This is a genomic window from Chryseobacterium sp. JV558 (assembly GCF_033712365.1).
Taxonomy (GTDB): domain Bacteria; phylum Bacteroidota; class Bacteroidia; order Flavobacteriales; family Weeksellaceae; genus Chryseobacterium.
Genome location: NZ_WJHU01000003.1, coordinates 263,406 through 280,768 on the forward strand (window position 1 = coordinate 263,406; position 17,363 = coordinate 280,768).

Consider the following 17,363-nt stretch of genomic DNA (forward strand, 5'->3'; position numbering starts at 1 on the left):
TTTAAAAATATAAAATTCTTTGATTTTTGAAATCAAAAAAGTATTAAAATAAACTCGGGCAGCTCTTACGAGCTGCCCGAGTTTTATAAAGTATATTAGAACTATATTCTATCCTAATGTATTACTCAATTTTGATATTATCAATCTGAAGATCATATATTCCGTCTTTTCCTGTTTTTAGGGCAAACATTGGTTTTCCAGCGGTAGTATTAAGATCGGTAAGACCTGTAAGGGTAAGCTCAATCAGTCTCCATTGTCCGTTCGTATTGATAGATCCTGTATATGAATTAGCACTTTCCGGGCTTAAAGTAGCCCCTGTAGAGAATGTTCCTAAATTGAAGGTATAGAAAGCAGATGTATTAGGAGCCAGTGGCGTTGCTCTATATACATTGAAAGAAAGTGATTTTCCTGATACAGTCCCTTTGATATACATTGTAATTCTCTTCGGAACCGCTGGCACTCCTGACGCAGCATTGGCTGTAAATACATAGTCGTTATTGGCAGGTGTACCTTTAATCTGAAGGGAATTTGTACCGTTATATCCCAAACCAATACCCTGAGATGCATAAGGCATAAGCCCGAAGCTATTTAAACTTGATAGGAAAGATGGCCAGTTTTCAAAATCAGAGCTCGGGAAAAGATTTACGGCATTAGCAGATGGAAGTTCTGGCTCACCTGGGGTGAATCTGGCGTTAGGGAAGTTAATATCATTAAGATCTCTTATATAAGCCTGATCTGTGAAAACCGTAGCGTTATTTGAGCTTGTAAAACGGCTTAAAACAAGAACGATATCACCACTTTTTTCATATTTAGGAGAAATTGGAGATTTTCCAAAAGTTGAAAAGTTACTGAAACGAAGATCTAATCTGCCTGCTTTTTTATCTGTAATATAACGATCCCCTGTTGCTGATTCGTCAGCAAAGTTCTTTGTCAATTCAGGTTCTTCAAACTGAACATTTTTAATTTTCACAAGCTGGTTAATGTGCGCACCGTTTTTCAGAGCATCAGAGATAAAGTTGAACTCTAATGGCTTCATTGCGGCTACTACAGGCTTCTGTCCGTCACAAACTCTTGCCATGTAATTTGAAACTTTATTTGGGTTGATTCTACCGATAGGATAGTTCGGATCATAAGATCCTACTTTAATATTTCCATTAACTCCCTGAACGATCAATCCTTTCAGATTGATTCTTACTAAAGCTCCTACCGGGTAATCAAGATATTGGTTTCCTCCATCAATATCAATCTCAATACCTTGTGTTGGGTTTTCAGGCTTATCCTGAAGGAACATCATTTTGTAAAGGTTTGAAGATTCATCACTTGAAGAAACATAAGCTTCTACGATGAAATCTTCTTTAATAATATCAGCTTCAACGGGTTTTGCTTTTGCAACGGTTATAATTTCAGATAACTGGTGATTAGCTGCTGCAAATTTGTTGGTACATTTGATTTCCGGCACATCATAATCATCAGTTTTTACACAAGACGAGATTGCCAGCATTGAAATGGCACTAAAGATCGCTGCTTTAAAATATATATTTTTCATTGTTTTCGATTTTTAATTTTAATTTTTTTAGAATCTGAATTGAAGGTTAACAAAATAAGATCTACCTTGGTTATACCAATATTTAGGAGCGAATACCATGTTTCCGCTGTCATAATCCTTAGCATAGTCAGTATAGTTAACATTTCTCGTCTGCTCAAAGCCACCTGTAATAAAGTTTCTGTTATTAAGGATATTATTTACGGATCCGGAGACTAATATATAATACTTACCAATCATCCATGATTTACCTGCATTCACATTGAAGAAGAATGCTGAAGGCAATTTCGTAGGAGTCAGAATTCTTGCAAGTTCTTCCTCGGTTACGTTATCAGAAGGTACACCCGGTGTATTGGGGTTCGTATAGAATCTTTCTGTTCTTGTTACCGGAGAAGGATCAAGGAAAGAATGTCCGAAATAGTTCCATGTAGCTCCTACCCACCAGTATTTTGGACTGCTGTAACGAAGGCCTAAAGTATATGCCTCCTGAGGAGTTCCACCTTGTCTGTAGTTTTTTAGGGTAGCCTCTCCCATGTTAGTATAAGATCTTGATATAATATTTCCGTTTCCGTCAAGCTCTCTGAATGTTCCTACAGCATCAGATGCAAAATAAACAGTAGGATTGTTTGTATATGTATATTGTCCTACACTTAATAATCCACTTGCTGTCAAAGTAGGAGTAAGTTTCACCTGCGCACCAAGTTCGATCCCCATGTTTCTCTTATTAGCGCCTGCCAATACCTGTGTAATGAAAGCACCATCCTGAACAGGAGTCTGATCCCCGCTTTCAGTCAGAGTAGTCAGCTTAACTCCCTGTGCGAAGTATCTTTGTACACTTGTTTCATTCTGAGTATTAACAAGGTAACCCGTCAATCTAAGTTTAACTACCGGAGTAGAAATCACATAACTCAAATCGTTTGCATCTACAACAACGTTTTTGATTCCCGGAGTTGTAACACCACTTACTCTGGTATTAAAATAAATATCATTTAAGAAAGGAGATTGTGAAAAGTAAGCTCCGTTATAAACCAGGAAGTTTCTACCATTGATTTTATAGGTAACCTGACCTTTAACCCCTGCATTCCAGAAGTTTTGGTCTGCTCCTTTTCCGTAAGAAGACTCATACAGATAATGTTGAAATAATCCTTCCCTGCTGTTCGTTGTATAACCGAATAATCCGGAAATAAAAACATCAAATTTCCCTGTTGAGAATTTGAAAGCAGGATTTACTTTAAATTCCTGTCTCCTGAAAATATAGCTATATCCTATTTTATCACCTTCTCTTTTGGCAACATCAGTATCATTTTCTCTTGTATTAAATTTACCCCAAACGCTTCCTGCCGTTGTATTAGATGCAAACGGGTCCATATTCAGGGCAAAATCAGCACCCAAAAGATCGTTTACTTCTCTGTACTGTTCGGATCTGTAGTTTTGGTAAGATAAGTTTAAAATGAAACGGGATGTGTCACTAAAGTTATAAGTATAATGTGTCGCCAGATTCCATACTTTATCATCTTTTACATCATCCACAAGATAATAAGCGGCTCTTCTACCACCAAACATAGCATTATACGCTACATTTCTGTTGGCATTATAAAGATTATCCCAGTTGATCTGTGTATGTGACTGATCATCATTCATCCACCAGTCTCTTGTAATTCCGATGTTGGCCGCCTGCTCCGGAGCCGGGTTTGTATAATTTAACCAATAGCTTGGTAAATTACGGTAGTAAGTTGGTGATGGGTTATTGGCTCTGTACCAATCTAATCTTGAACTGTACTCTTTACCAAACTGGTAAGAAACAGATGTCCATAACTGAGAATTTTTATTGATTTTCCAGAAGTCCTGCAATTGAATCATTGGTTGGAAACCTCTTTTTACTCTCTCATTTCTTTTATCTCCGTTTTGCCATCCCCAGTAAGAGTTGTAGTGAACTCCCCTGAAATCATATACTTCCTGAGTACTTGGACTTGAAGAACTTCTTGAGTATTTAGACCCAATAGCATTTAAAGTCATCGTATGACTGTCACTGAATTTCTTCTCAATACCAATATATCCACTGTATGCATCATAAGCTGTACCATCCTGAATCCCTTCCTGTGCCCATCTTCTCGCAATCATTCCTGTAAATGCCCATCCGTTCTTATTCATTCCGGAAGAGAATCTGTAAGACAATCTATTGGTATAGTTTCTGTTGGTCAGAGAATACGTCAGCTGACTTCCTTTTCTGTACTCGCTGGCTTTAGTATTCTTATAAAATACTCCGGTAGTTCCTCCGAAAGCATATTCGGAAGGTGCATGATTAGCTGAAATTTCCGGGTAACGGGTAATTTCGTTCAATCCTCCCCAGGTACTGAAGTCTACGTCTCCATTATCTGCAGCAGCCATAGAAATCCCGTTGATCATATTCTCACCTGTTCTGCTATCAATTCCTCTTGGGCGGAACCAGTATGGTCCTAAATCGAAACTTGCAATTCTGTTGAATACATCCTGAGAAGACTGTAGTAATCCTACAGTTGCCGTTTGCTGTGCACCACCGCTGTCACTTTCTCCCGAATCCTCTACAATAGCAAGACCCTGATCTGCACCATTCAATGCAGAATAAAGAGTAATTACTCCAAGATCCTTTCTCTTCTCATTAGTAGTTACGTCAAATTCAAAAATTTTAGTTTCAAAATTTGGTTTTGTAACCATAATCTGATAATGTCCTGGCATCAAATCCGTAAATTGGAAATATCCGATTTTGTCTGCCTTTGCATCATTTCCTGCTCCTTTTAAATCTACACTTGCTTGCTCAACAGGTTTTCCTTCCGCATCCTTAAGATACGCAAACACAGTTGTCTGCGCATAGTAATATGACGCAGGCAGCAAAGTAAATAAAGAGATCAATGATAATTTTTTAATCATGATTATATTTATTTTTTTAATACTTTTCTTGTTAATTTTCAACAGTTTAAAAGTTGGGGGCACAAATTTAATCAAATTTTGTAATTCACAACTTTTTTAACAATATTTTTCCTTAAGGCTGCAAGCTTTTAAGAATCATTATATAAGTGACGCTAAGGCAATTGCTCTTAAATTTACAAATATTTAAAACGTAGTGAATTAAAAAAAGTAAATTTGTAAATTAAATAGTATTAATAATAACTCAAAGAGGATGAAGAGATTTTCGAGTCTGTTTGCCATCATTATTTCGATCATGGCATTCTCACAACAACAAGGAAAACTGAGAAAAGTAGCTACTGTAGGTTTTTTAAACGTAGAAAACCTTTGGGACACTATTCGTTCAGCGGATTATATTGATGGAACCAAAGACATTAAAAATCCTGCTTTTCACAGAAGTATCCCTATAGATTCTATTAAACTTCTGGAAGCTGAAAAATATGACGGACCATGGAGTGACGGTGCTTTAATTGGTAAAAAAGCAGTAAGAGAACAAAGTGGTTCCGAAGAGTTTACCCCGAAAAGTGCAAAAAACTACGGAACTAAAATTTATAAAGCAAAATTGGCCAACGAAGCCAAAGTAATTTCTGAAATGGGAGCACAGTATACCAAAACAGCTCCTGCAGTAGTTGGTTTAATTGAGGTTGAAAACAGACAGGTTATTCAGGATCTGATCAACGAACCTGCTTTAAAGAAATATGATTACGGAATCATTCATTACAATTCTTATGACTACAGAGGAATTGACGTCGCACTGATCTATCAGAAAAGAAGATTCACTCCTACCAATTCATTAAAAAAAGAACTGAAAATTTATGGTGACAATGGCAGAAGAGAATATACAAGAGATATCCTTGTTGTAACAGGATTTCTAGATAATGAAAAAGTGGCATTCTTTATGAACCACTGGCCTTCCAGAAGAGGAGGTGAAGCAATTTCTTTACCTAAGAGAAATGCCGCAGCAGCTTTATTGAAACAACAGATGGACAGTGTAAGAGCTGCAGACCCAACGACGAAGCTTTTTGCAATGGGTGACTTTAATGACGATCCTGTAAGTCCAAGTTTAAAAAACCACCTGAAAGCTCAGGCTGCGCCTAAAGATTTAAGCGATGAAACACCCTACCTGAACTTGATGTATCCTTTATATAAGAAAGGTGTGGCATCTCTTGCTTATCAGGATGCACCCAACCTGTTTGACCAGATTATTGTTTCTAAAAACGTCATTTCAGATCAGGTAACTAAAGAATATTCTGTGTACAAAACAGAAATTTTTGCCCCGGCTTATTTAGTCAATAAAGAAGGAAATTATAAAGGTTATCCTTTCAGATCCTGGAATGGAGACCAGTTTACAGGAGGCTACAGTGACCACTTCCCGGCATTTGTAGTTCTTCAGAAAGAACCATAAAAAAGTTAGGCACTCTTATTGGAGTGCTTTTTTTATGTAAATACCTACATCATGAAAAATATTATTTTATTAGTAATGATTGCATTAGTTCCTTTCAGCTGTTTTTCTCAGGAAAAAACAAAAAAAGACAAAGAGCAGCATGAAATGAAGCCTTATAAAAATGAAGACGGAGAATGGGAACTTACAGTCATTGATACACAATTCGATTATTTTTTGAGCGCTGTTGCCAAACCTATCAGCCAGTATTCAGAATTCTATCTGAAAACAAAAAATACATTCTTGGTCAATGAGTGGAATAGCTATTACAATTCCGGCAGATACAGAAATATAATAGAATCCGGGATAGATTATGATCCTCAGGAAAATTACGGGATCAAATTTGAATATAAATTATACCAGGTTTTCGCCTATGTCAACTGGAAGTACAAATTAAAAATGAATGGGTTATCCGGAAGCGATGCCATAAGGTAGTTTTACAATCACACCCAATAAAAAAGGTTCAGAGTACTTCTGAACCTTCTTATTTTTATAATAGCTGAAAATTATTTATTGAATAATTCTTCTACTTTATCCCAGTTTACGACTGCAAAGAAAGCAGAAACATAATCAGGTCTTCTGTTTTGGTAGTTTAAATAATAAGCATGCTCCCAAACATCTAATCCTAAAACCGGTGTTCCTTTAACGTCTGCTACAGGCATTAATGGGTTATCCTGGTTTGGTGTAGAAGAAACAGATACAGAACCGTCAGCATTTTTTACTAACCAAGCCCATCCTGAACCGAATCTAGTTTTAGCAGCATCAGAGAAGTCAGTTTTGAATTTCTCAAGACCTCCGTAATTTTCGATAGCAGCTTTTACATTTCCTACAGGTTCATTGCTTCCTCCCGGAGTTAAAATTTCCCAGAATAAAGAGTGGTTGAAGTGTCCTCCTCCATTGTTTCTTACTGCTGGCTTATCAGTTCCTGTCTGGCAGATTTCTTCAATAGTTTTTCCTGCTAGTTCAGTTCCTTCAATTGCTTTATTTAAATTGTCAATATATGCCTGGTGGTGTTTTGTATGGTGGATTTCCATAGTTCTTGCATCAATAGTAGGCTCTAATGCATCATATGCATATCCAAGTTTTGGTAATTCAAATGACATAATCTTTATTTTTAATGTTATACCTCAAAATTAGCCAATATTTAAGGGATTATCAAGGATTGAAGATTACTTTAATAAATCTTTAACATTGACACATTGATTTAGAATGAATTACGTTTTTAAATATTTATCCACATGACAACAAAAAGCACGAACCGAATGGCCCGTGCTTTCTATTTAACAATAATTAAATTTATTTATTCATAGACATCAGGAATTCTTCATTATTAAGAGTTCCTTTGATGTTTTTATTTACAAATTCCATTGCTTCCACAGGATTCATTTCAGAAAGGTATTTTCTAAAGATCCACATTCTCTGAGAAGTTACTTCATCCAGAAGAAGATCATCTCTACGGGTGCTTGAAGAAATTAAGTCGATAGCAGGATAAATTCTTCTGTTAGCAATTTTTCTGTCTAACTGAAGCTCCATGTTACCTGTACCTTTAAATTCTTCAAAGATCACTTCATCCATTTTAGAACCTGTATCAATCAATGCAGTTGCAATAATCGTCAGAGATCCTCCTCCTTCGATCTTTCTTGCAGCTCCAAAGAATCTTTTCGGCTTGTGAAGAGCATTGGCATCTACCCCACCGGAAAGAACCTTACCTGATGCAGGCGTAACAGTGTTGTAAGCTCTTGCCAATCTCGTGATTGAATCCAGTAAGATAACAACATCGTGTCCGCACTCAACCATTCTCTGTGCTTTCGCCAGAACAAGGTTAGCTACTTTCACATGTTTTTCAGCGGCCTCATCAAATGTAGAAGCAATCACTTCTGCATTTACACTTCTTTCCATATCAGTAACCTCTTCTGGACGTTCATCAATAAGAAGAACCATCATATATACTTCCGGGTGGTTAGCTGCAATAGAATTGGCGATATCTTTAAGCAACATGGTTTTACCTGTTTTAGGCTGTGCCACAATCATTGCTCTCTGTCCTTTTCCGATAGGTGCGAATAAATCAACAATTCTTGTAGAAATTGTAGATTCGCTTCCTGCAAGATTGAATTTCTCTTCAGGGAAAAGCGGTGTAAGATATTCAAAAGCTACACGGTCTTTAATGAACGCAAGGTCACGTCCGTTAACTTCTGTAGGTTTTAGTAGTGAAAAATATTTTTCTCCTTCTTTCGGCAGTCTTACAATCCCTTTTACGGTATCTCCGGTTTTTAAACCATAATTTCTAATCTGTGCTGTAGATACATACACATCATCAGGAGAAGAGATATAACTGAAATCTGAAGAACGTAAAAATCCGTAGTTATCTGGTAAAATTTCCAAAACCCCTTCAATACTCACCAATCCATCGAAATTAAATTCTTTTTTATGGTCATGCTGCTCCTCTGCCTTTTCAGAATGTCTGTTCTGATTTTGGTTTTGATGCTGCTGATGCTGGTTTTGATTCTGGTTCTGGTTCGGGTTTTGGTTTTTATGTTGGTTTCCACTGTTCTGTGGATGATTGTGTCCTTTTTGAGGTCTGTTAGCCTGTTGTTGAGGGGGATTGTTCGGCTTTTCTTCAGCCTGAGCAGGCTCTTGAGATTCTGTGTTTTTTGGAGCTGCTGCAGCTTCCTGAGATACTTCTGTGTTACCTGTATTGGTAGTAACTCTTTTTCTTTTCTTTTTAGCTTGAGCTGCGGCTGATACATCTTCTGTAATGGCTGCTGCTTCCGCTTTAGGTTCTTCCTGTTTTATTTCTTCAGGAGCCGGCACCTTTTCTTCTACTTTTTCCTCTGCTTTAGGTTCTTCCGGAGCTTTCGCATTTGTTTTTGGTTTTGCTGCTGGTTTTTTCGGAGCAGCTTTTCTTACCGGGGCTTTAGCAGTTTTCTCTGCTGGGGCCTCTTCAGTATTTATACTGGCGGGTTCTGTGGCGTTGAAATAATCTTTTGCAACTTTAGGGTTAGAAGCCTGAAAGTCAAGAATAGCAAAGATCTTGTCATTGTCATTGCTTGTTCTTGCAACTTTAACGCCCAAATCTTTTAAGATTTTAGTCAGTTCCGTTACGGATTTTGACCTTAACGTTTCTATGTTAAACATATTTATGTAAAAATGTAATTAATTGTGAGTAAGAAAAGTAAGTCCGGTGACTATTGTTTTCAAGTACATTGTATAATGCAAATCTACACTTATTTTTGAATTGTGCAAAATTTATGTTATTTTTGCCAAGAATTTAATATTCAATGCTACAGAGAATACAAACTATATGGACGTTATTGGCAGTTTTAGCCGCAGTTTTCCTTTTCATAACGGGACAGGATGTTGTCATATCTGACAGTATTCCTCTACTTAATATAGGCAGTATAGTGCTTGTTATCATTGGAGCATTAAGTATTTTTAGTTTCAAAAACAGAAAAAGACAAATTTTGCTGAATACCATCAGCATCATTATAAACGTTTTGTTGATTGGTGTATTGGCGTACTGGTTACTAAACTTATCCGGAGGAATTCATTTTCCTGAGAAGGGTATTGAGCCGATTTTCCCATTAATTGCGGTAATCTGTCTGCTTATTGCAAACATGTATATCCGTAAAGATGAGAGGCTCGTAAAATCTGTAGACAGACTTCGATAACCTTACAACGATTTTTTGAGTGAGAACAGCTTCTTTTAAGGAGCTGTTTTTTATTTGTCTATCCTTAATTTATAAAGCCTTCTCTGTCAGATAAATTAATTTATGTAAATTCATTGCAACTTTTTAATCAAAAACGCGACAGATCATATAACTTTTAATAAAAGACAATGAAAAAGCTCACCTATCTTACTTTATCACTATTCTCCATATTTACCTTTGCACAGGAAGTTTCCAATGAAAGAGTAAAAACTGTTCTTTCCACTCTCGCATCAGACGAAATGAAGGGCCGTGAAATCGGAACTCAGGAAAATGAAAATGCAGCCAACTATATTGCTAAACTTTTCAAAGAAAATAATCTGGAATACTGCACCGGAAAATCTTATCTGGTACCATTTGATTATAATGGGAAAACAGTATATAATGTCTGTGGTGTAAAAAAAGGAAAAACAGATCAATATCTTGGATTTTCAGGGCATTTTGATCATATCGGAACCAGTGATAAAAGCGGTGACAATATTTATAACGGAGCGGATGATGATGCCAGCGGAATAACGACTCTGGTAGGTATTGCCGACTATTTTAAAAATAAAAAGCCTGAGTTCTCAATGGTTTTTATGGCTTTCAATGGAGAAGAAAAGGGAATGCTGGGTTCAAGAGCAATTTCAACAGATAAAAACCTGGATCCTATCTATAATAAGATGACCGCTCTTTTCAATTTTGAAATGGTAGCTACAGAATCACAATGGGGAAAAAATGCATTATATATGACCGGAGACGGATTCTCAGATCTTGATGAACTTTTCAATCAAAATGCAGTAAACCGATTAAAAATCAATGCAGATCCCTATGCGAAACAGCAGCTTTTCTACCGTTCAGACAATGTCAGCTTTGTAAAAAAGAAAATCATTGCCCATTCATTCTCTACCGTTGATATGACGAAAGCGTCTCATTATCACCAGGAAAATGATGATATCCATGTTGTAGATTTCGATAATATGACACACATCATCAATAACTTTGGAAAAACGCTGGATAAACTGAATCCTAAAAATTTTACTCCAAAGTACAATGATCAGGTAAAATTTTAATTAAACCAACATATAAAGAACCGCTGTTTCAGCGGTTTTTCTCATTAAACAAACAAAGTCTTTTATCTCATCATTTTAAGTACTACCCTGCTTATTTATTTTAAAAATAATTCAAAATACCCCTAAGTTGTAACAAAAAGAACTTTTTTGAAACTTATCCATTAAAGTAAAACAGGATTAAGAACGTCTTATCTTTTAATTTTACGTAATTTTGCTATCCAATTTTTTCATTGAATGAACCAATATATTAAAATACTGAAGTTCGCAAGACCTCACCAAAAATACATCTACGGAAGTTTGTTTTTCAACCTTATGTATTCTGTATTTCAGATTGCTTCCTTAGGAACTATTCTGCCGGTTTTGGGAATGCTTTTCGGAACCATTGAGGCCAAAAAATACAGCAAACCACCTGTTTATTCGGGTGAGATTTTAGATTTTTTCTCTTATGCAAAAGAATATGCCAATTATTATGTTCAGAGTTTAGTAACTGAGCATGGAGCCCTTAACGTTTTGGCGTGGCTTTGCGTGATAACGGCTTTTATGTTTTTACTGAGAAACCTTTTCAGATATTTAGGTTCGTTTTTATTGATCAATTATCGTGTAGGTGTTACTAAAGACCTTCGTGGAGCAATGTACAGAAAGATTCTTGCTTTACCTGTTTCCTTTTTTACAGAAAGCAGAAAGGGAGATTTGATGTCCCGTATGTCCAATGACGTGGGTGAAGTAGAAGGTAATATTCTGGGAAGTTTAGTGGAATTGATTAATGCACCTTTTATGCTGATAAGCACATTGGTGACTCTTTTCTTTTTAAGTACAGAGATGACTCTTTTCTCACTTCTGGTATTGCCGGTAATGGGAACAATGATTGCTTTAATAGGAAAAAGCCTGAAAAAAGACTCTCACGAAGCTCAGAATGAGATGGGAACTATTTTCTCCATTGTAGATGAAACATTGAAGTCTACAAAGGTGATTAAGATTTTCAGTGCAGAGAAAATAATGGATAACCGTTTTATGCAGTCAATGCAGAAATGGATCAACAGTTCCATAAGATTAGGAAGAAAAAAGGAACTGGCATCTCCAATGAGCGAATTTTTGGGTTCAGTTACGTTCTTAATCATTGCCTGGTATGGTGGAAAACAAATCATTGTAGAACAAAGTATTTCACCAGCGGATTTCTTGGTTTTCCTTGGAATTTTCTTCCAGATTTTACCTCCTGTGAAAAGTTTGTCTCAGTCTATTTCCAATGTACAGAAGGGAGAAGCTTCTCTTGAAAGAGTGTTAGCCATTCTGGATGCTGATGTAAAAATTGATGAAATAGCAAATCCTGTTTCTATCTCAACATTAAATAATTCAATCGAGTTTAATAATATTGGCTTTTACTACGATAAAGATCATACGATTCTTAAAAACTTCTCACTTTCTATTCCAAAAGGAAAAACAGTTGCTCTTGTTGGGCAAAGTGGAAGTGGTAAAACAACGATTGCCAATCTTTTAGCCAGATTCTATGACGTTTCTGAAGGAGAAATCATGATTGACGGCACCAATATTAAACATTTAAAATTAAATGAATACCGTAAGCTTTTGGGTATGGTAACACAGGAATCTGTATTATTCAACGATTCCGTTTACAATAATATCCTGATGGGTAAACCTGATGCTACAAGAGAAGAAGTGATTGCTGCCGCAAAAATTGCTAATGCAGATGCATTTATCACAAGACTTCCTGAAGGATATGATTCCAATATCGGAGATGATGGCGGTAAGCTTTCCGGAGGCCAAAAGCAAAGAGTTTCCATTGCAAGGGCAGTACTGAAAAACCCTCCAATTATGATTCTGGATGAAGCAACTTCTGCTCTGGATACAGAATCTGAAAGATTTGTACAGGATGCACTGGAGAAAATGATGGAAAACAGAACTTCTCTGGTAATCGCCCACCGTCTTTCAACCATTCAGAAAGCAGACTGGATTGTAGTGATGGAAAAAGGTGATATTGTAGAACAAGGAACACATCATGACCTGATTGCTAAAAAAGGAATGTATAACAAGCTTGTTGAACTTCAAAACTTTGACTAACATTTTAATATCATAAAATGAACCCCATACAAGAGTATTTCTACAGAATTGAAGAGCCTGAAAGAAGTACTCTTTTATTTTTACGCAATGCTATTTTAGCTTCAGATCCGGAACATATTACAGAAACATTCAGTTTCGGGCTTCCGTTTATCAAGTACAAAAAGAAAATGCTGTGTTATTTCTATTACAGCAAAAAATACAGGAAACATTATATCAGCTTTTACCATGGTGATAAACTGGATTACCCGGAGCTGATTATGGATGGCAGAAAGAAGTTTAAAATCCTCTTAATTGATCCTAAAGAAGATCTTCCCGTAGAATTCATATTAAGCCTTACAGAAGAGATTAAAAAGTATATAAAATAAAAAACTCCGGCACGAATCATCGTACCGGAGCCCTCTTTAAAAAACTTTATCATTGTGTGTTTATTCCGCTGAATTCTGCTTGTTTGATAGCCCAGGCAATCATATTGGCAAAAAGAATCGAATTCTGAACCTGCATTGATCCTGTTGCATATCCGTTTCCAGCATATCCATAAGAAGATTTTTGAACCGGAAAATATCCTCCCGAACTCGGTGCTACAAAAGGTTCAATGGTATTACTTGCATATTGATTTCCATTCGCATTTTCATTACTTAAAAAACCACCGTCACCAAACCAGATAAAATTCAAACTGGTGTTTCTTAATCCTGAAATTCCTGTTCTCGCCGTTGTACTGTTGATAGGCTGTGCATAGCTGTAAGGAACAAATCCACTTGTCAATCCGGAAATATTTACGGTTGTAGAGGCATCTTCACCCCAGTTTTTACCTCTTACATCTCCAAAAGGTCCGTTAAGGATAGGATCATTAGAATTGGTAAGAGCATACACAGAACCTGCACCACCTCCATAAGAAGCTGAAATTGTAGGATCAGAGAATATTCCTCTGAATAAATTCTGCGCTGTGCCTGTATCATCTGTCATGGCAATTACAACTCCTTTTTTATTAAGATAAGAAGCAATATAACCTGCATCGGTAGCATTAGGGGTATAGTTGTACCCAATGACAACAATATCAGGTTTGTTATTAAGAGCTGTCTGAAGAGCCGCAGATGAAGGTGAGTTTCCTAAAGATATATGGGTAAAACCTTCATATTTAACAATACTTGAAGCAGTTGTTCCAAAGTTCGTAGGGGCATCCATCAGACTTCGTGAAGGGCCGGTGTAAGCACTATAGCCATAAGCTGTTTCTAATCCGATATGAAGCACTGTCTTCTTCGGAATTACAACCACTACATTTACTGAACAGGTTGTAGATACTCCTCCCTGACTGTCTGAAGTAATAGTAATTGTTTTCACTGATGTAGAAGATGGTGTTCCTGTTCCGCCTAATGTTATATTTTGATTTCCTGTAGCAGTAAATGTTCCTGACCCACTGAAAGATATCCCGTCAACCGTATTGGATGTAATGGTGTAGCTTCCCAATGTTGAAACATTTACAGGCAATGTAATCGTATTGGAAGCTGTAAGAGCTGTGCCTACTTTGTACACGCCATTTACCGTTGCACTTCCGCAACTCATGGTATATGTTCCTGCAGGACTTAATACTGTAATAGAGATCGCCGGAGTACACGTAACAGCAGTTCCATTGGCTTCAAGTGATACATCATCTGTCTGGATATTCTGAGGAGTTCCCTGCCCGGGAATCTGTATCGTTTGTGTTCCTGTATTCAGAAATACTCCTGTTCCGTAAAAGTTATACCCGTTTGGAGTAGTTCCGGAAATAGTGTAGTTACCCACTTTCGTGACATTGACTGCAATGCTCAGATAATTTGAATTGGTAAGCTCTTTTCCTTTTACATAGCTCCCCATCGCCTTGGTAGAGGAACAATCTACCGTAAAAACAGCTTTTCCCATTTGTCCGCAGACACTTTTCCATTCGTTATCTGCAAGACTCCAGTAATTAAAACAATCTTCTGTGGTATTATAAATTGTCAGTCCGTCATCTTTGGACTGATTAATTACAATAGCATTTCGCTGTGCTTCTGTAAGCCTTGGAATCAGCACTCCTTTGTTATTATTTCCTGAGATGACATCCAAAACAGAATTATCATTCGGTGTAGTAGTGTTAATTCCTACCGCACCATTATTGGCTTGTGAATAAAATTTTCCAAAGGCAAAGAGCAGTGCTATCAGCAAGACTTTGATTGGGGGAATTGTAAATTTTGTTTCCATCATTTTAAAGTTATAATTGTTTAATGATTAAAATTTTCGACTAAGTCATTTAACCGTCACAAAATTATCACCCTCAGACAATTACAAATTAATTCTCACTACGCAATACTACTCACGCGTAGTAAAACTCACAAAACCACAGCAAATTAGGATTACATGGAAATACAGATAGAAAGTTGAGTTATTTCATTTAATTCAATAATAAATTCAAAAAACTACAACCAATCAAACACAAAAACCATTATTATTTATTTATCAAAAAAAATAATTTAATTAAACCCAATGAAGTACAATGTCATTTCATATTTTAAAAACAGTTTTCCATTTGGCAATTGTATTTCTGCTTATTTTAAAATGACAGCCAAGCTGAAAATTGCTAAGTCCGTTTTTTTTCTGATATCTGAGAATTTCCAAAATAGATTCTTCATCATAAGAACGGAGTCTTTGACTCTTGAACCCAACTGCATATTCCGGTTCACCAAAAATCAATTGATTAAACTTCAGAACATCAATTGCTGAATGCAATCTTTCCAACTTATTCTTGATGCTTATATCTATTAGTTTTTCCGGAAATTTTTCCTTAAGAATATCAGTATAGATCTGCTTATAGTCAGGTATCATATTATAATTTTTTCATCCATTTGTATAAAGTTGTTTTGGGAATATTATATCTTTCAACAACTTCATTGGCTGTCATTGCTCCCATTTCTATTTTTTCAAGTATGAAATTCTTTACCTCCTGGGTATAAATACTTTTCCTGAAAATTATGGTACTTCCCTTTTCTCTGAATTCATTATCAATTCTTGACTGCGGAGCATACAAAATAAGGTGACCGGTATAAAATCTAAAAAAATCAAACTTTAATAGCTTACACCATTTCATCAGTATATCCGTATCCATACTTTTTGCCTGATACATCATTTCTACATCATCTTCTGTCCTGTCTAAAAATCGGGAGATTCTTTCTATTGAAATCTGATGTTCCTCTACTTTGGATCTTAACAGGCTTCCAATATGAATGTTCTTAATATTCATCACAATATTTTTAAGTAAAAATATTGACAAGAAAAACAAAAAATACCATCAAACGATACTCAACACTACGTATAAGTAACAAAAATCGGAATTTTGTTTAAATTTTAATCAGAAAGCTGTTGATATTGATCTCAGAGGATATATTCAGTTTTTTCCGGATTCTGTATTTTTTACTTTCTACCGCCCGAATACTGTTATTGGTGCACTGTGCAATTTTTTTGGTATCAAAATCAAGCTTCATCAATGCACAAAAGTACAGCTCTGAATGAATAAGATTAGGATTTATTTTTAAAATACCCGGAATAAAATGAGGAAAAAACACTTGGAATTTTTCAAAAAACATCGGTGAATTATTACCTGCCAGATTTAAAATCTCTTCAATATTTTCTTCTGAAAGATGGTTGATAAGCATCTGGTGTTTCATCAGCTCCGTATTGGTTTTTACCAGATCTTTAATGGTAGAATCTTTCTCTTTTTTATCAGAAATTAAACCATGAATCAGCGCGTCTTTTTGAGTAATAAAAACAATATCCATTAGGAAAGAGGTAACGGAAAATAAAATATTCAGCAACTTTATTGTTTTAAAATCCCCTGCTTCTATAAATCTGCTCTTCGGCAGGAAATCAAAATCAAAATACAGACATACAATAAAATTAATGCTGATCATAAAAGTAATGAGAAAGATAGAAAAAGCCTCCTTTTTATAGTTCAAAAAGAACGGGACTGCAAATAAAAGACAGAAATAGAAATACTCTACTCCCGCATTTTTATACGTATAAATATTAAAAAAACTTACTATAAAAGTCAGCAAGACAAATACAAAGAGAATAGAATTTTTCAAGACCTTCCTGAACCGATTCATCTTTCCTTTCAGTGCCATTAATAACAGCCAAAAAAAAGTAATTACTGTAAGAAATGTTGAGATCAACATATCCCCAAAAAAAACAATAATAAAAATGGAATAAAACAGGAATATAAGAAACAATAAAAGCAAATAACGGTTAATGAGATTGAGATAGTTACTGTCAAAATCATCATCCATTTTCTCTGCTTCGTCATTGATCATCTTAAAGAAAAACTTATAAATCATCGTGTTGTTTTTTATGTTTTCACAAGCTCAAGTTGGCATTTGTACTACTTATAGCATAAATTTTCCAATATTAATAGCTTTTAAATAAAAACTCACAAAACAAAATATAGGTCTGTAATTTTTAGTAATAAAAGGATATGATTCGTGTTTTTCAATTACAATTTACTAAAATCTGACATTAAATCATCAAATAAAAAAGCATTTTTATAAAAATTAATATCGATTTGTTTTATCTCATTTAAAAGTATAAATAGCATGTGTTTTTTC

The 17,363-nt window shown here is 35.7% G+C and carries 14 protein-coding genes; 6 read left to right on the plus strand and 8 right to left on the minus strand.

The window, feature by feature from the left end; genetic code table 11:
* Positions 1 to 121: 121 nt before the first annotated feature.
* Together GFU89_RS12155 and GFU89_RS12160 are read right to left on the minus strand one after the other, a co-directional pair.
* A complete protein-coding gene (locus GFU89_RS12155; RefSeq protein WP_318847374.1) occupies positions 122 to 1,546 on the minus strand; it encodes a DUF5689 domain-containing protein in 1,425 nt (474 codons plus the stop codon).
* A gap of 27 nt (positions 1,547 to 1,573) precedes the next feature.
* Positions 1,574 to 4,450 (minus strand): carboxypeptidase-like regulatory domain-containing protein, encoded by a 2,877-nt coding sequence (locus tag GFU89_RS12160; RefSeq protein WP_318847375.1) that lies wholly within the window; start codon positions 4,448 to 4,450, stop codon positions 1,574 to 1,576.
* Positions 4,451 to 4,700: 250 nt separating this feature from the next.
* On the opposite strand from GFU89_RS12160, the gene GFU89_RS12165 reads away from it, so the two are divergent.
* Both GFU89_RS12165 and GFU89_RS12170 read left to right on the plus strand, forming a co-directional pair.
* Entirely contained in the window at positions 4,701 to 5,891 is a 1,191-nt protein-coding gene (locus GFU89_RS12165) for an endonuclease (RefSeq protein ID WP_318847376.1), read from the plus strand.
* Positions 5,892 to 5,942: 51 nt separating this feature from the next.
* On the plus strand, positions 5,943 to 6,362 hold the full coding sequence (locus tag GFU89_RS12170) for a DUF6146 family protein (protein ID WP_318847377.1): 420 nt from the start codon (positions 5,943 to 5,945) through the stop codon (positions 6,360 to 6,362).
* A 71-nt stretch (positions 6,363 to 6,433) separates the two neighbouring features.
* On the opposite strand, the gene GFU89_RS12175 is transcribed toward GFU89_RS12170, so the two are convergent.
* Together GFU89_RS12175 and rho are read right to left on the minus strand one after the other, a co-directional pair.
* A complete protein-coding gene (locus GFU89_RS12175; RefSeq protein WP_318847378.1) occupies positions 6,434 to 7,030 on the minus strand; it encodes a superoxide dismutase in 597 nt (198 codons plus the stop codon).
* Between the two features lie 193 nt (positions 7,031 to 7,223).
* Entirely contained in the window at positions 7,224 to 9,062 is a 1,839-nt protein-coding gene (gene rho, locus GFU89_RS12180; RefSeq protein WP_318847379.1) for a transcription termination factor Rho, read from the minus strand.
* Positions 9,063 to 9,205: 143 nt separating this feature from the next.
* On the opposite strand from rho, the gene GFU89_RS12185 reads away from it, so the two are divergent.
* The 4 genes from GFU89_RS12185 to GFU89_RS12200 all read left to right on the plus strand — a co-directional run bounded on the left by GFU89_RS12185 (position 9,206) and on the right by GFU89_RS12200 (position 13,121).
* Entirely contained in the window at positions 9,206 to 9,595 is a 390-nt protein-coding gene (locus GFU89_RS12185) for a DUF4293 domain-containing protein (RefSeq protein ID WP_318847380.1), read from the plus strand.
* Positions 9,596 to 9,762: 167 nt separating this feature from the next.
* A complete protein-coding gene (locus GFU89_RS12190; RefSeq protein ID WP_318847381.1) occupies positions 9,763 to 10,683 on the plus strand; it encodes a M28 family peptidase in 921 nt (306 codons plus the stop codon).
* A gap of 234 nt (positions 10,684 to 10,917) precedes the next feature.
* Positions 10,918 to 12,756, plus strand: coding sequence for an ABC transporter ATP-binding protein (locus GFU89_RS12195; protein ID WP_318847382.1), 1,839 nt, complete (start codon positions 10,918 to 10,920; stop codon positions 12,754 to 12,756).
* Positions 12,757 to 12,773: 17 nt separating this feature from the next.
* On the plus strand, positions 12,774 to 13,121 hold the full coding sequence (locus GFU89_RS12200; protein ID WP_318847383.1) for a DUF1801 domain-containing protein: 348 nt from the start codon (positions 12,774 to 12,776) through the stop codon (positions 13,119 to 13,121).
* A 49-nt stretch (positions 13,122 to 13,170) separates the two neighbouring features.
* Here GFU89_RS12200 and GFU89_RS12205 read toward each other — a convergent pair whose 3' ends face one another.
* The 4 genes from GFU89_RS12205 to GFU89_RS12220 all read right to left on the minus strand — a co-directional run bounded on the left by GFU89_RS12205 (position 13,171) and on the right by GFU89_RS12220 (position 17,096).
* Positions 13,171 to 14,973 (minus strand): hypothetical protein, encoded by a 1,803-nt coding sequence (locus tag GFU89_RS12205; protein WP_318847384.1) that lies wholly within the window; start codon positions 14,971 to 14,973, stop codon positions 13,171 to 13,173.
* 297 nt (positions 14,974 to 15,270) lie between these two features.
* Positions 15,271 to 15,591, minus strand: a complete 321-nt coding sequence (locus tag GFU89_RS12210; RefSeq protein ID WP_318847385.1) for a helix-turn-helix domain-containing protein — start codon at positions 15,589 to 15,591, stop codon at positions 15,271 to 15,273.
* 1 nt (position 15,592) lies between these two features.
* A complete protein-coding gene (locus tag GFU89_RS12215) occupies positions 15,593 to 16,006 on the minus strand; it encodes a transposase (RefSeq protein ID WP_318847386.1) in 414 nt (137 codons plus the stop codon).
* Positions 16,007 to 16,103: 97 nt separating this feature from the next.
* Positions 16,104 to 17,096, minus strand: a complete 993-nt coding sequence (locus GFU89_RS12220) for a Two component regulator three Y domain-containing protein (protein WP_318847387.1) — start codon at positions 17,094 to 17,096, stop codon at positions 16,104 to 16,106.
* Positions 17,097 to 17,363 lie beyond the last annotated feature (267 nt).